Below are 14,802 nucleotides of genomic sequence, written 5' to 3' on the forward strand. Positions count from 1 at the left end.
GCGCAGAACGCGTTCGTGGACATCGGCTTCCGGGGCGGCGCCGTCCCCGGCAACAAGGAGGACCTGCGCCCCCGCGCGATGACGGCGTGTACGACTTCAAGTGCTTCCTGCTGCACTCCGGGGTGGACGAGTTCCCCCACCTGGGGGCGGACGAGATGGCGGAGGCGCTCGCGGAGATCAAGACGTTCAACTCGCTTCTGATCGTGCACACGGAGGAGATCCCGGACGGCGCGACCGCGTTCAAGTGCTGCCCACCCGTGCGCGAAGTCTCCACCCGGGAGATGCTGTGGAGGGGCTGGTGAACGGCACCATCGACGACATCGTCTCGGACCGCTACCCCTCCACGCTCGAGCTCAAAGACCTGGGCAACGGGGACTTCGAGGTCGCGTGGGGCGGCGTGTCCTCCCTGCAGCTCGGGCTGTCCCTGCTCTGGGCCGAGGCACGACGCCGCGGCGTGGGTCTGGGCCGCGTGTTGCAGTGGATGTCCACGCGCCCGGCCGAGCGCGTGGGTCTGCGCTCCAAGGGCCGGTTGTCCCTGGGGTACGACGCGGACATGGCCGTGTTCGCGCAGGACGAGAGCTTCGTGGTGGACGCCAAGGCCCTCAACCACAAGAACCCCATCACGCCGTACCAGGGCAAGGTGCTCTCCGGGAAGATCCGCAAGACCTTCGTGGGCGGCCAGGAGGTCGACTACCAGACCCCCACGGGTCGTCTACTCGGCCGCGGCCAGGTGCGAGCCGATCGCCGGATTGTTGACAATAGGCGGATTTTTTTCAATCATGAACCATGAACCCGTGGGATGAGACCGAGAATCATGGTTCCCCCGATCCGGTGTCCACGGATGCCGGATCGGGCTCCCCCGACGTCCGTGAGCCCCTCTTCTCCGAGCAGGAATACGCGCACCGTCTGCACCGCGTCCGCGAGAAGATGGCGCACCAGGGACTGTCCGCCCTGATCGTCACGGATCCGGCCAACCTCTTCTACCTCACCGGCTACGACGCGTGGTCCTTCTACGTCCCGCAGATGCTGTTCGTCCCCGCCGAAGGCGACATCCTGTTGTTCCTGCGCGAGATGGACGCCCGGGGCGCCTTTCGCACCTCCTGGCTGCCCGAACACCAAATCATCGGGTACCCCGAACGCTATGTGCAGCGCCCCCACCTGCACCCCTTCGACTGGGTGGCCTTCGCCCTGCGGCGCCGCGGACAGATCGCCCCGTCCGCGCACGGCTGCGTGGGCCTGGAGATGGACGCCCACTTCTTCTCCCCCAAGGGCTACCGGGCCCTGGTCAATGCCATCCCCGAATGGTCGTTGGTCGACTGCTTCGAACTGGTCAACTGGGTTCGCTCCGTGAAGTCGGACGCCGAGATCCACTACATGCACGTGGCCTCGCGGGTGACCACCGCGGCCATGACCGCGGCGATCGACGCGATCGAACCCGGGGTCCCGCAGAACAGGGTGGCCGCCCGCATCGCGGCCGCCCAGGCGGAGGGGGACGGCGAGGCCTGGGGTGACTTCCCGGCCATCGTGCCCATGCTGCCCACCGGTGCGTCCGCGGACACACCCCACCTCACGTGGTCCGACCGTGTCCTGCGCAGCGGCGACGCCGTGGTGGTCGAGTTGAGCGGTGTGCACCGGAGATATCACGTCCCCCTGGCGCGCACCGTGACCCTCGGTCCCCCGAGCGATGCGATGGACCGCTTGGAGGAGGCGGTCGCCGACGGTCTGCGCGCCGTCCTGGACGCGACCGCCGCGGGCGTCCCCATCCGTGAGCTGGCGAGCGCCTGGAACTGGAAACTGGCCTCGTACGGGCTCGAGAAGCCCAGCCGTCTGGGGTACTCCGTGGGCATCGGGTACCCGCCGGACTGGGGCGAGCGCACCATCAGCATCCGCTCCGAGGACGAGACGGCCCTCGAGGAGAACATGACCTTCCACCTCATTTGCGGCATGTGGATGACGGGATACGGCTACGAAGTTTCGGAGACCATCCGAGTGACCAGCACGGGGGTGGAGACCTTCACGTCCTTCCCCCGCCAGATCATCAGGAAGTGAGCTCATGACCATGACCCCGCACGTCACCACCGTCCGGTCCCTGGACCCCTGCCCCACCGCGGGTGTCTCGGGACCGGTCACCCAGGGCCTGCTCCCGCTCGCGTCCCGCTCGGACGGGCTCGTGGGCTCGGTCATCGATTCGTCCACCTCGCTGCTGGCCGCCCAGACCCACGACATCGTGCGTTTCGCGATGGGCGCTCCCGCGGCGGAGGTGATCCCCACGGAGGAGTTCCGACGGATCGCCGGGGAGATCCTCACGGACGCCAGTTTCACATACGGCGCCACCGAGGGTGAACCGGACCTGATCGACACGGTCGTGAACCACTTCTCGGACAGTGCCTCCGATCCGGAGTGCATCGTGATCACCTCCGGCGGGATGCAGGGTCTGGATCTCGCGTTCAAGCTGTTCGTGGACCCCGGTGACCTGGTGGTCGTGGAGAGCCCCACCTACACCAACGGTTCCGGCACGGCGCTCAGCTACGGCGCGGACGTCCTGGAGGTCCCCGTGGACGACGACGGCATGGACGTCGACGCCCTCGAGACGCTCGTGGCCAAAACGGGCCGCACGCCCCGGATGATCTACACGATCCCCAACTTCCAGAACCCGTCCGGCACCACCCTGAGCGAATCCCGACGGCGCCGCCTGCTCGATCTCGCGCACACGTGGGGCGCCATGATCCTCGACGACGACCCGTACGGCGAGCTGCGCTTCTCCGGCGATCCCGTCCCCGGGTTCCGCGATCTCAGCCCGGACGACCCCCTGGTCTTCTCGGTGCGCACGTTCTCCAAGATCCTGGCCCCGGGCCTGCGGGTGGGCTGGGTCGACGCCGATCCCCGGCTGCGCGAGCTGCTGATCGCCGGGAAGCAGGCCATGGACACGTGCGCGAACGTCCCCGCCCAGCACATCGTGGCCGAGTACATCGCCCGCGGCGGCTACGACGAGCACCTCGCCGGGTTGCGCACCGAGTACAAGCGCCGCAAAGAGGCCATGGACGCCTCCATCGCCGCCCACCTGGGCGATCGAGTCCGCACCACGGACCCGGACGGCGGCTTCTTCCTGTGGGTCACCCTGCAGGGCGACGACGCACGGGTGCCCTCCTCGCGATTGTTCGAGATCGCGTTGGCCGAGGGGGTCGCGTTCATCCCGGGCCCGGCGCTTTCACCCTCGGGGCGGTTCCAGGACGCGTTCCGGCTGTGTTTCGCCTCGAGCACCCCCGAACGCATCGAGGAGGGACTGCAGCGACTCGCCCGGGCCCTGGACATCGCCCGGGGAGAGCTCGACCGATAGCTCCGACCCGGCCACCTCGGCGCAGCGCCACCCGTTCGGACTGGATAAGGAGACCCATCATGAGCCGCGACGGCGTGCGGTGCAGCCCGCAGGAGCAGGCCGTGCTCGACCTCATCGACACGGACGAGCTCGTGGACCTCACGTGCGCCCTGGTGAATGCCGCCGGCGAGAACCCCGGGGGCACCGAGGAGGACACCGCCCACGTCCTGGAGCGAGCGGCGAGCGAGCGCGGATTGACTGCTCGCAGCGACGTCGTGTCCCCCGGTCGGCCGAACGTGGACGTGGACCTGCCCGTGGGCGGTCCCGTGGCGGACGGGCCGGGGCTGCTGTTCCTGGGCCACTCGGACGTCGTGCCCGCGGGGCCCGGGTGGATGCGGGCGCCGTACGACGCGGTGGTCGACGGCGACCGGCTGTACGGGCGCGGGGCCACGGACATGAAGGGCGGGCTCGCCTCGGTGCTGTGTGCCATGGACGCCCTGCGCCGCTCGGGTGTGTGCCTGTCCGGACCCGTGAGGCTGTCGTCCACCGTGGACGAGGAGGACCTGGGTCTCGGGATCCGGCAACTCACCGCGCGCGGGCTGGGGCGTGCGTTCCTCGGCTGCGTGGTGGCCGAACCGACCGACCTGCAGACCGTGATCGCATGTCGTGGGGACGCGTACCTCGAGGTCGAGATCACCGGGGTCCCCGCGCACTCGGGGCGCCCCGCCGACGGGCGCAACGCGATCGATGCCGCGGCGGCCCTGCTGCGCCTGATCCGGCGGGACCACGAGGAACACGCCCGCCGCAGCGATCCGCTGCTGGGGTCGCCCACGTGGAACGTGGGCAAGATCGAGGGCGGCCGGGCCACCTCCATGGTGGCGCCGTCCTGTCACGTGTGGTTGGACCGGAGGCTCATGCCGGGTGAGGACCCCGAGCGCATCGTCGCCGAGCTGCGTGCGGCGGTGGACCGTGCGGGGATCACCGGCGACGGGATCTCCCTGGACGTGGAAATCACCATGTCCATGCCGGGTTTCCGCACCGACCGAGAGCACGAACTCGTCACCACCGTGCACGACGCCGTGGCGGACGCGGGCGGCGCAACGTCGATCGGCGGGTGGACGGCCGCGTGCGACGGCGGGTTCATCGCGCGGGACCACGGCGTGCCCACGGTGGTCATGGGACCCGGAGGACTCAACGACCAGGCGCACCAGGTGGACGAGTCCGTGAGCGTGGAAGAACTTTCGCAAGCGGCCAGGGCGTACACCCTGACCACGTTGCGTCTGCTGTCCCGCTGAACGGACCGGCTACCGCCGGGCGACCACGGGCATCTTGCCCGTCTCTGGGATCTCCGTGCCGCGCAGGGACGCCCCCACGGTCTCCTTCATGAACTTGGCAGCGATCAAGCCGATCACGCATGCGCCCATCATGTAGAACGCGGGGATCAACGGGTTGCCGGTCGCCTCGATGAGCGCCTCGTTGACCAGCGGGGCGGTGCCGCCGAAGATCGCCGTGGACACGTTGTAGGTGATCGCGAACCCGGCGTAGCGCACCTGGGTGGGGAACATCGCCGGGAACGTGGCGGAGATGCACGCCAACTGGGGGATGTAGAGCAGCCCCAGCACCGCGAAGCCCAGCAGTGCCCACCAGAAGCCGTTGGCCATGAGCATGTACATGGGGATGGACATCACGATCAGACCGATGAGGGAGAAGTACCACATGGGTTTGCGCCCAAGCTTGTCGGAGAGTTTCCCGGCGAACGGGATCACGAGCATCATGGCGAACTGCGCGATGAACATGATGGTCAGCACCGTCTGTGAGGACATCTCGGTCTGACCCTCGAGGTAGGTGGGCATGTAGCTCAGCAGCGTGTAGTTGACCACGTTCACGGACACGACCAACCCGGCCATGATCAGCATGGGCTTCCAGTAGGTGGTGACCAGTTCCTTGAGGGCCATGCCCGCGGATTCCTCCGAGTGGCCGGCTTCCTCGAGCTCCAGGAACACGGGCGAATCCGCCAGCTTGGACCGCAGGTACAGGCCGATCAGGCCCAGCGGGCCGGCCAGCAGGAAGGGGATCCGCCAGCCCCACTCCATCATGGCGTCGTTGCCCAGGGTCACCTCGCCCATCAACACGATCAGTGAACCCAGCGCGAAACCGCCCAGGGTGCCGAACTCCAGGAAGCTGCCCAGGAAGCCGCGCTTCTTGTCCGGGGCGTACTCGGCCATGAACGTGGCGGCACCGCCGTACTCACCGCCGGTCGAGAAGCCCTGGATCACACGCAGCAGCACGAGCAGGACGGGTGCCACGAAGCCGATGGTCGCGTGGGTGGGCAGGATGCCGATGCAGAACGTGGCACCGGCCATCAGGATGATGGTCAACGCAAGGATCTTCTTGCGTCCCAACCGGTCACCGAGCGGGCCCCAGAACAGTCCGCCCAGAGGTCGGACCAGGAACGACAGGGCGAACGTACTCAGAGCCAGCAGCGTGCCGGCCTCCCCCGGGAAGAAGTTCTGGGTGATGTACACGACCGACACGGCGTACACGCCGTAGTCGAACCACTCCGTGGCATTACCGATCGCGGAGGCGGCCACCGCGCGGCGCACGGTACTCGCGTCCGGTTCTGGGTGTGACGACGCCGCGGGGGACGTCATGTCGCGCGGGTCCCGCGATTCGCGGGGCAGATCGGATTGATGTTGCGAATTCATGGAAACCTCCATGGTGCAATCGGTGGGCGTCGGCGCGCCCGGGATCGGTCCGGCATCGAGAGATCATGGAGCCTGGCGGCCCGTGGACCGTTTGATTGTCGACAATCCTACCCATAGGCTGTGCGATACGTAAGACTTGGATGCGCGGACCTTCGGGTCTGCCAGGACCGGAGGCGGCCATGCCCGGCAATCTGCTGCGACCCGTGGTACAGGAAACCACCCCGTCCTTGTTGGCCCGGCAATTGCGTCAAGCCATCGGTGCGGGCGAGCTGGTTCCCGGCCAACAACTCAACGAGATGGAGTTGAGCCGCGCCCTGGGCGTGAGTCGGGGTCCGTTGCGCGAGGCCATGCAGCGCCTCACCCAGGAAGGCCTTCTGCTCAGCGTGCGCAACCGCGGGGTGTTCGTCACGCAGATCACCGACGATGACGTCCGGGACCTCTATCTCGCCCGCGGCGCCGTGGAGCGCGCGGCGGCCGCCCGGGTGATCACGACCGATCCGGAGGCTGCGACACAGCGTCTGGGTGAGAAGGTCGAGGCGATGTCCCGGGCGATCGATCACGGGGACACCGCATCGCTCACGGAAGCGGACGTGCAGTTCCACGCGTTGCTCGTGGAACTCTCGGGCAGTCCCCGTCTGATCCGCATGCACGACACCCTCATGGTCGAGACCCGCATGTGCATGACCGCTCTGGAAACACGGTACGCGTCGCACAGTTTCCGCCTGGAGGAGCACCGCGAGATCACGGAGGCCATCGGGGCGGGCGACGCTCCCCGCGTGGACGCGCTGCTGCTCGAGCACATGCGCGACGCCGTGATGCGGTTGACCTCGAGCGACGACTGACCCGCCCCCAGCTCAACCGCGCGGCACGGCCACGTACTTGTACTCGAGGAACTCCTCGATCCCCACGCGCCCGCCCTCGCGTCCGAGCCCGGACGCCTTGACGCCGCCGAACGGTGCCGCGGGATTGGAGACGATGCCCGTGTTCATGCCCACCATCCCGACCTCCAGGGCGTCGCTCACGCGGAAGCTGCGATCCACGTCCTGGGTGAACAGGTAGCCCACGAGTCCCCACGGCGTGTCGTTGGCCAGTTCGAGCACCTCGTCCTCCGAGTCGAACGGGATCACCGGCGCCACGGGACCGAAGATCTCCTCACTCATCAGTTTGGAGTCCGGGTCCACACCGTGCAGCACGGTGGGGTCGTAGAAGAATCCGGGCCGGTCCGGGCGGGAGCCGCCGCACTCCACGGTGGCGCCGCGGGCCACGGCGTCGGCCACAAGTTCCTGGACCTTGTCGAGCGCCTTGGCCTCCACGAGGGGCCCGACGTCGGTGCCGTCCTGGGCGCCGTCGCCCACCGAGAGTGCCCCGAGCCGTTCGGCGAGCTTCCGGGAGAACTCGCTCATCACTGAGCGGTGCACGAACAACCGGTTGGCCGCGGTGCACGCCTCCCCCATGTTGCGCATCTTCGCCGCCACGGCGCCGTCCACGGCGCGATCCAGATCCGCGTCCTCGAAGACGATGAACGGGGCGTTGCCACCCAGTTCCATCGAGGAGCGCATCACGTGCTGCGCCGCTTGTTCCAACAGCCGCACGCCCACCTCGGTGGATCCGGTGAAACTGACCTTCCGGGCGATCCCGCTGGACATCCACGGGCCCACGACCGAGGACGCCTTCTTGGTGCACACCACGTTGAGCACCCCGCGGGGCAGACCCGCCTCGATCAGGATGTCCACGAGGGCCAGCGAGGAGAGCGGGGTGAGGTTGGCGGGCTTGAACACCATGGTGCACCCCGCGGCCACGGCCGGGCCGATCTTGCGGGTGCCCATGGCCAGGGGAAAGTTCCACGGCGTGACCAGGACGCACGGCCCCACGGGCTCCTTGGACACCATGATCCGGTTCTTGCCGTCCCCGGTCATGGTCTGATCACCGCCGATCCGCACGGCCTCCTCGGAGAACCACCGGAAGAACTCGGCGGCGTACGCCACCTCGCCCCTGGCCTCGGCGAGCGGCTTGCCCATTTCCGTGGTCATGACGAGGGCCAGTTCGTCCTGGCGCTGCATGATCAACTCATAGGCCCGGCGGAGGATCTCGCCGCGCTCGCGCGGGGGTGTGGCCGCCCACTGCTTCTGCACGCGTCCCGCGGTCTCGATCGCGCGCTGGGCGTCCTCCGGGCCGCCGTCCGCGACCGTGGCGATGACCTCCTCGGTCGCGGGATTGACGACGTCGAACCGGGCGCCGGAGGCGGCCTCACCCCATTGGCCGTCGATGAACGTGCCCGTGCTGACCTTGGCCACCGCATCGAGGGCGGCCCGGGAGGTGCGGTGTTGGGTGGTGTGTGCGCTCATGGGATTTCCTTCGTCGGTCGTGGGTACATGTCGGAGGGTGTCGGTGGGCCTGATCACGCGGTGCCCGATGGCTGAGGTCCGGTCGCTGCGGGTCCGGGGTCCAGGATCTGTGCGATGTGCAGGCCGCGAGCGCCGGGATCCACGTGGCCCACCTGCATCGCGCACGAGAACCCGTCCGTGAGAACGGCGGTGTCCGGTGCGGCCGCGCGCAGTGCCGGCGCCAGGGACGTCTCGGCCACGAGCATGCTGACGTCGTAGTGCTCGACCTCGAAACCGAAGTTGCCCGCGACGCCGCAGCACCCGTTCGCCTCGCTCACCTCGGCCACTCCCGCGACGGCCAGGGCCCTGCGCTGGGTCGCGGGGCCGAACACGGAGTACTCGTGGCAGTGGGTCTGGACCACGGCGCGCCCCGGTACCGGCGCGGCCGGTGGGGCCATGTGCCGCTCACCCGCCCACGACGCGACGTAGGCGGCGAAGCTCGTGACCCGCCGTGCCACCCGCCGCGCCTGTTCCGTGGGGACGAGTTCGGGCAGGTCCTTGCGCAGTGCCGCGGCACAGCTGGGTTCCACGACGACGATGGGGCGCTCGGACCCGTCGTCCAGCGCGGCCGCGGCACGGGTCAGTAGCTTCTTGGCGGTGCGCAGCTGTCCCGTGGAGATCCAGGTCAGCCCGCAGCACACGTCCGCCGAGCACTCCACCGCGTCCCCCGCCCCGGCGAGGACGCGCGCGGCGGCTCCGGCCACCTCGGGCCGGAAACCGCGGGTGAACGTGTCCACGAACAACACGACGTCCTGCCCACCGGGCGCGTCCGCGACGTGGGCCCCGGCGGGAGCCAGAACACCGGGGCGCTGGGAGAGGACACCGGTGCGCAAAGCGGGCCGAGCGGTGTCGTCGACCGCCCGGCGCCACTGCCCGGAACGGGCGAATCGCGGCAGGGCACGGTGCGGGGTGAGGCCGCCGAGCCGTGCGGCGAGTCCGCGCAGCGGCGTGGCCAGGATCGCATTGACGAGCGGCGCGATCCGCCCCGCGATCCCGAGCCACCGCGGCAGCCAGCCCAGGGAGTAGTGGGAGCGCGGTCGGAGCCGGCGCGCGTAGTAGTGGTCGAAGAACTCGGACTTGTAAGTGGCCATGTCCACCCCCGCGGGGCAGTCCGTGGCGCACGCCTTACACGAGAGGCACAGGTCCAGGGCCTCGCGCGCGTCGTGGGACCGCCAACCCTCGGCCACGGTCGCGGCGCCGCGGACCATGTCCTGCAGCACCCGGGCGCGCCCGCGCGTGGAGTCCTTCTCGTCCCGCGTGGCCCGGAAACTGGGGCACATCACGCCACCGCTGTCCGCGCGGCACCGCCCCACACCGATGCACCCCTGGACGGCGTGCACCCAGGGGTCGGGCTGGGCGTCCCGCCCCGATTCGCGGGCGGTCTCCGCGGCGCCGACCGGCTGCAGGTCGAAGCTCGTGCGCCACTGCCGGCCCGGGACGCCCTCCAGTGCCAGGTGAGCGTCGATCGGTGCCGGATCCACGATCGAGCCCGGGTTCAACAGCCCCTCGGGATCCCATGCGCCCCGGAACGCGGCGAAGGCCTCGAGCACCTCGAGCGAATACATGAGGGGCAGCAGCGCGGAGCGGGCCCGGCCGTCCCCGTGTTCCCCGGACAGCGAGCCGCCGTGGCGCACCACGAGGCGGGCGGCGTCCCGGGTGAACTCGCGGTACACCTCGCGGCCGCGTTCGGTGCGCAGGTCGAAGGTGATGCGGATGTGCATGCACCCGGCGCCGAAGTGCCCGTACATCACACCGTCCAGGTCGTACTCGCCCATCAGCGTGCGCAGCTCGGCGAGGTAGGCGGCCAGGTTCTCGGGGGCCACCGCGGAGTCCTCCCACCCCGGCCAGGACTCACCTCCCGTGGCCAGCCGCGACGAGAGCCCCGCGCCGTCCTCGCGGACCCGCCACAGGTTCGCACGTCCCTCGGGATCTGCGACGGCGATCCCCTCCACCAGGCGGCCGTTCCCACCGAGTCGTGTGAGCAACTCGTCCGCCTGCCTGGCCACGGCTTCGCGCGTGTCACCGTCCAGGTCCACGAACAACCACGCATTGCCATCCGGCAGTCCCGTCACGGAATCCGGTCCGCGCCGCCACCGCATGGTCTCCACGATGGCCTTGTCCGTACCCTCCACCGCTGCGGGTGAGAACTCGAGGATCGTGGTCACGTCACGAGCGGCGTCGACCACGGTGTCGTACCCCAGGCAGACCAGCAGCGCGCTCGGGGGCTTGGGGACGAGCCGCATGCGCGCGCCCACGATCAACGCACACGTCCCCTCGGACCCCACCAGGGCGCGGGCCATGTCGAAGCCCTTCTCGGGGAGCAGGTTCTGCAGGTGGTACCCGGACACCTGGCGCGGGATCCGGCCGAGCTCGAGCCGGAACGCCGCGAGGTGCTCGCGGGCCAGCGCACGCAGCTCGCCGCTCAGCTCGCTCGCCCGCAGCACCGAGGCGCGGTCGTCGGGATTCGTGGCGCGCAGTCCGGTCGCGGTGGCAGTGAGCCGTGCACCGTCCGCGGTCACGACGTCGATCTCGACCGTGTGATCGCTCGTACGCCCGTACCGCACGGAGTGGTTGCCACACGCGTCGTTGCCGATGGCCCCGCCCACCGTGGCGCGGTTCTTGGACGAGGGGTCCGGCGCGAAGGTGAGCCGCTGACCGGTCGCGGCCTCGACCTCGCGGGTGAGGGTCGCAAGGACCACACCGGGTTCCACGGCGGCCGTTCCCGCGCCCGGGTCGATCTCCAGGATGCGGTTCATGTGCCGCGAGAAGTCGACGACGACGCCGCTGCCCACCGCATTGCCCGCCATGGACGTCCCGCCGCCCCGACTGACCACGGGGGTGCGGGTGTCCGCGCACGCGCGCACCGTGGCCACGACGTCGTCCACGGTACGCGGGAACACCACGGCCAGCGGACGCACGCGGTAATTCGAGGCGTCGTAGGCGTACTCGGAGGTGCGGCGCTCGGACGCGTCCACCTCCACACCCGAGCCGCGCAACCGGGAGATCACGGCGTGCTCGGTGACCGGCGCGGCCGTCATCGGCTCCCTCGGCCCCCGGTGGTCGCGCCGGACGGCGACGTGACGGCGGCCAGAGCGGCGTCGAACCGCTCGAGACCCTGCTCGATCTCGCGTTCGGTGACCACGAGCGCGGGGATCAACCGGACCACGTTGCCCGCGGGACCGCACGTGAGGGTGAGGAGGTCCTGGTCCACCGTGGCCTGCTGGACCGCCGCGGCGGTGGCGGCGTCCGGTGACCCGTCCTCGGCGGTGAACTCGATGCCCTGCATCAGCCCCAAGCCGCGCACGTCCCCGATGACCGGGTAGCGGGTCTTGATCTCCTCCAGCCCGGCTCGGAGCTGCTCACCGCGCACCCGGGAGTTCTCGACCAGGCCCTCCTCCTCCACGACCCGCAGGGTGGCCACACCCGCCGCGGCGGAGACCGCGTTACCGCCGTAGGTCCCGCCCTGGGAACCGGGCCACCCCTGGGACATGAGCTCGGTGGAGGCCGCGATCACGGAGATAGGGAAGCCGGAGGCGATGCCCTTGGCCATGATCTGGATGTCCGGGGAGGCGGTGGAGTGCTGGTGCCCCCAGTACTTGCCGGTGCGGCCCACGCCGGCCTGCACCTCGTCGAAGATCAGGAGGATGCCGTGGCAGTCCGCCCGTTCCCGCAGTCCCTCGAGGAACCGCGGGGGCGTGGGGATATAGCCGCCGTCCCCCAGTGCGGGTTCGATGAGGAACGCCGCGGTGTCCTGGGGCGCGGTACGTGTCATCAGCAGGTAGTCGAGTTCCTGCAACGCGAAGTCCACGGCGGTGTCCATGTCCCAGCCGTAGCGGTAGGCATAGGGGAACGCGGACATGTGCACGCCGGCCATGAGCGGCGAGAAACCGGCGGAGAACTTGGTCCCGGCGGTCGTCAGGGAGGCCGCCGCCACCGTGCGGCCGTGGAACCCACCCTGGAACACCACAATGTTGGGACGACCGGTGGCCATGCGTGCCAAGCGGATGCCGGCCTCCACGGCTTCCGACCCCGAATTGGCGAAGAACAGGGAGTCCAACCCCGCGGGCAGCACCTCCCCCAGGCGCTCGGTGAACTCGAGCAGCGGCGGGTGCATCACGGTGGTGTACTGCGCGTGGATCACCTTGCCCACTTGTTCGCGTGCGGCCTCCACCACCCGGGGGTGGCAGTGACCGGTGCTGGTCACGCCGATGCCCGTGGTGAAGTCCAGGTACTCCCGCCCGTCGGTGCCGTGGATCCAACTCCCGGACGCGTGATCGACCACGACGGGAGTTGCCTGCTTGAGAAGAGGGCTCAGGGATGCCATGCGTCACATTCTCCGAGCCGGATCGAATGATTGTCAACAATCAGCGGATTGGCCTATGGTGCGATGATGACGCAGCAACGGCCATTCGCCCAACCCTCCCACGACATGCACGCATTCCCCGATGCACCCCGCGCCGAGGCCGGTCGTCCGGCTCGCGATCACCGAGGGTCCGGTGACGACGACGCCGCAGCGCACAGGGCACGACGCCGCCCCCGCCTCGTGGTCCTCACCTCCCCCGACGCGCCTCCCCTACCCAATGCTGCACGCATCGAGGACATGGTGGAGGTGGTCTACACGCACGCGGACGATCTCGAGTCCGCGCTCCCCGGGTCCAGGGCGTTGCTGGTGTGGGACTTCTTCTCCACGGCACTGCTGGACGCGTGGCCCGGGGCGACCGACCTCGAATGGATCCACGTGGCCGCGGCCGGCGTGGACTCACTGCTGTTCGACGAGTTGCGTGCCTCGGACATCACCGTGACGAATGCACACGGCGCCTTCGACGTGCCCATCGCGGAATTCGTGCTCGCGTCCGTCCTGGCCCACGACAAACAGCTCCACCGCAGCAAGCGGTTGCAGAACGAGCGGACGTGGCAGCACCGACAGTTGCAACAAACGAGCGGTCAGCGTGCCCTCGTGGTCGGTACCGGCGGGATCGGCCGGGCGACCGCCAGACTCTTGCGAGCGGCCGGCCTGCGGGTCACGGGAGCCGGGCGCACAGCGCGCGAGCACGACGAGGACTTCGGCACGGTGGTCGAGAGCAGTCGACTCGCCGAGCACGTGGCGGACGTGGACCACCTCGTGCTCATCGCGCCGTTGACGGACCGGACCCGAGGACTCCTGAACGGCGAGGTCCTCGCGAACATGAAACCCACGGCGCACGTGATCAACGTGGGCCGCGGAGCCCTCGTGGATGAGGACGCCCTGGTGGAAGCACTGCACGAGGGGCGCATCACGGCGGCATCGTTGGACGTGTTCGACCAGGAACCCCTCCCCCGCGACCATCCGTTCTGGACGATGCCCACGGTGCACATCTCGGCTCACATGAGCGGGGACGTCATCGGCTGGCGGGACACCCTGGCGGAACAGTTCGAGGCTAATCTGGTCCGCTGGCTGCGCGGCGAGGAGTGGGAGAGCGTCGTCGACAAGCAGCTGGGGTACGTGCGGGGACGTTGAGGCGGGGGCCACCCAGACGTATCAATCCTTCGGGAACGCTGGCCACACGGTGATTGCCGCCCCTGCACCACGCCGAGCCCGCCCCCGAACCCGGACCCTCAGACCCCGGATCCCGCAGGACATCGCAGGCACACCACACCGTTCTCATGTCCCGAGAAATTTGCCGTTCACCCCTTGACGCGTGATGTGGATTACAGGAGATTTCATATCTCGCATCTTCGCGCGCTGAACCACGCCGAACCTCAGCGCCGCAGCCCGTCCCCGACCCACGAGGAGCCCACATGTCACGCGAACTCTCCACCGGAGACCCCGCCCCCGCGCTGCGACTGACCGCCCACGACGGCAGCACCGTGGACCTTGCCGACGCCACCCACAGCGGCACCGTGGTGTACTTCTACCCCAAGGCCTTCACGCCGGGGTGCACCACCGAGGCATGCGACTTCCGGGACAACCTGGCCGCCTTGAAGGGCCAGGGCTACGACGTCTACGGCGTCTCCGGGGACGACCCCCAAGAGCTCCAGCGCTTCGTCACCGAGTACCACCTGCCCTACACGCTTCTCTCCGACCCCGATCACGCCGCCGCTAAGGAATGGGGCGCGTGGGGGGGACGCACGATCAACGGCGAGACCTCCGAGGGTCCGCTGCGATCCACGTTCGCGATCGACCCGTCCGGGAACCTGACCCACGCCCAGTACCGCGTGGATGCCCAGGGCCATGTGGCCCGATTGGTCTCCAAACTCTCCGACGCCTCCTGAACCGGGACGCGTCCCTCATACTCCGCGCGGGCAGTGGCCTCCTGGTCGCACGGTGACAGCGGCAGCCACCTCCGGGTGGCTGCCGTCCTGTCGTCTCCCGTCGGGTCGGTGCGAGGGCACGCCGCTGGATCACCGCGGGCCCCTG

Annotated in this window: 10 protein-coding genes and 1 pseudogene; 7 read left to right on the forward strand and 4 right to left on the reverse strand. The window is 69.3% G+C overall.

Annotation, left to right across the window (positions count from 1 at the left end; translation table 11 throughout):
* The 4 genes and pseudogenes from B3I25_RS00990 to B3I25_RS01005 all read left to right on the forward strand — a co-directional run.
* Positions 1-790: pseudogene (locus tag B3I25_RS00990) on the forward strand (amidohydrolase family protein); the annotation flags it as partial.
* Positions 787-2,049 (forward strand): M24 family metallopeptidase, encoded by a 1,263-nt coding sequence (locus B3I25_RS00995; RefSeq protein WP_082943485.1) that lies wholly within the window; start codon positions 787-789, stop codon positions 2,047-2,049. The pseudogene B3I25_RS00990 and the gene B3I25_RS00995, both read left to right, overlap by 4 nt.
* A 4-nt stretch (positions 2,050-2,053) precedes the next feature.
* Positions 2,054-3,337, forward strand: a complete 1,284-nt coding sequence (locus B3I25_RS01000) for a PLP-dependent aminotransferase family protein (protein WP_286737531.1) — start codon at positions 2,054-2,056, stop codon at positions 3,335-3,337.
* A 59-nt stretch (positions 3,338-3,396) separates the two neighbouring features.
* On the forward strand, positions 3,397-4,611 hold the full coding sequence (locus B3I25_RS01005; protein ID WP_286737532.1) for a M20 family metallopeptidase: 1,215 nt from the start codon (positions 3,397-3,399) through the stop codon (positions 4,609-4,611).
* A 9-nt stretch (positions 4,612-4,620) separates the two neighbouring features.
* Here B3I25_RS01005 and B3I25_RS01010 read toward each other — a convergent pair whose 3' ends face one another.
* The gene (locus B3I25_RS01010; protein WP_206069151.1) at positions 4,621-6,021 is read right to left on the reverse strand and encodes an MFS transporter; all 1,401 of its coding nucleotides are present in this window, start codon (positions 6,019-6,021) and stop codon (positions 4,621-4,623) included.
* Between the two features lie 179 nt (positions 6,022-6,200).
* On the opposite strand from B3I25_RS01010, the gene B3I25_RS01015 reads away from it, so the two are divergent.
* The gene (locus tag B3I25_RS01015; RefSeq protein WP_286737533.1) at positions 6,201-6,863 is read left to right on the forward strand and encodes a GntR family transcriptional regulator; all 663 of its coding nucleotides are present in this window, start codon (positions 6,201-6,203) and stop codon (positions 6,861-6,863) included.
* A gap of 12 nt (positions 6,864-6,875) precedes the next feature.
* On the opposite strand, the gene B3I25_RS01020 is transcribed toward B3I25_RS01015, so the two are convergent.
* The 3 genes from B3I25_RS01020 to B3I25_RS01030 are packed head-to-tail and all read right to left on the reverse strand — an operon-like array spanning position 6,876 to position 12,729.
* Entirely contained in the window at positions 6,876-8,366 is a 1,491-nt protein-coding gene (locus B3I25_RS01020) for an NAD-dependent succinate-semialdehyde dehydrogenase (protein ID WP_286737534.1), read from the reverse strand.
* A 53-nt stretch (positions 8,367-8,419) separates the two neighbouring features.
* Complete coding sequence (locus B3I25_RS01025; RefSeq protein WP_286737535.1) at positions 8,420-11,443, reverse strand: FAD-binding and (Fe-S)-binding domain-containing protein; 3,024 nt, start codon at positions 11,441-11,443, stop codon at positions 8,420-8,422.
* Positions 11,440-12,729 (reverse strand): aspartate aminotransferase family protein, encoded by a 1,290-nt coding sequence (locus B3I25_RS01030; RefSeq protein WP_286737536.1) that lies wholly within the window; start codon positions 12,727-12,729, stop codon positions 11,440-11,442. The genes B3I25_RS01025 and B3I25_RS01030 overlap by 4 nt, the downstream gene beginning before the upstream one ends.
* A 105-nt stretch (positions 12,730-12,834) precedes the next feature.
* On the opposite strand from B3I25_RS01030, the gene B3I25_RS01035 reads away from it, so the two are divergent.
* Positions 12,835-13,902, forward strand: coding sequence for a D-2-hydroxyacid dehydrogenase (locus B3I25_RS01035; RefSeq protein WP_082943493.1), 1,068 nt, complete (start codon positions 12,835-12,837; stop codon positions 13,900-13,902).
* A 281-nt stretch (positions 13,903-14,183) separates the two neighbouring features.
* Positions 14,184-14,657: a peroxiredoxin gene (locus tag B3I25_RS01040; RefSeq protein WP_286737538.1), complete on the forward strand. Its 474-nt coding sequence runs from the start codon at positions 14,184-14,186 to the stop codon at positions 14,655-14,657.
* Positions 14,658-14,802 lie beyond the last annotated feature (145 nt).

The sequence above is a fragment of the Kocuria sp. UBA1838 genome (assembly GCF_002338785.1).
Lineage (GTDB): Bacteria > Actinomycetota > Actinomycetes > Actinomycetales > Micrococcaceae > Kocuria > Kocuria marina.

Bases quoted from the DNA above. Each gene is read 5' to 3' on its own strand.
- B3I25_RS00995 (WP_082943485.1), top strand. From the start codon at position 787: ATGAACCCGTGGGATGAGACCGAGAATCATGGTTCCCCCGATCCGGTG.
- B3I25_RS01040 (WP_286737538.1), top strand. From the start codon at position 14,184: ATGTCACGCGAACTCTCCACCGGAGACCCCGCCCCCGCGCTGCGACTG.
- B3I25_RS01005 (WP_286737532.1), top strand. From the start codon at position 3,397: ATGAGCCGCGACGGCGTGCGGTGCAGCCCGCAGGAGCAGGCCGTGCTC.
- B3I25_RS01025 (WP_286737535.1), bottom strand. From the start codon at position 11,443: ATGACGGCCGCGCCGGTCACCGAGCACGCCGTGATCTCCCGGTTGCGC.
- B3I25_RS01035 (WP_082943493.1), top strand. From the start codon at position 12,835: ATGCACGCATTCCCCGATGCACCCCGCGCCGAGGCCGGTCGTCCGGCT.
- B3I25_RS01010 (WP_206069151.1), bottom strand. From the start codon at position 6,021: ATGAATTCGCAACATCAATCCGATCTGCCCCGCGAATCGCGGGACCCG.
- B3I25_RS01020 (WP_286737534.1), bottom strand. From the start codon at position 8,366: ATGAGCGCACACACCACCCAACACCGCACCTCCCGGGCCGCCCTCGAT.
- B3I25_RS01015 (WP_286737533.1), top strand. From the start codon at position 6,201: ATGCCCGGCAATCTGCTGCGACCCGTGGTACAGGAAACCACCCCGTCC.
- B3I25_RS01030 (WP_286737536.1), bottom strand. From the start codon at position 12,729: ATGGCATCCCTGAGCCCTCTTCTCAAGCAGGCAACTCCCGTCGTGGTC.
- B3I25_RS01000 (WP_286737531.1), top strand. From the start codon at position 2,054: ATGACCATGACCCCGCACGTCACCACCGTCCGGTCCCTGGACCCCTGC.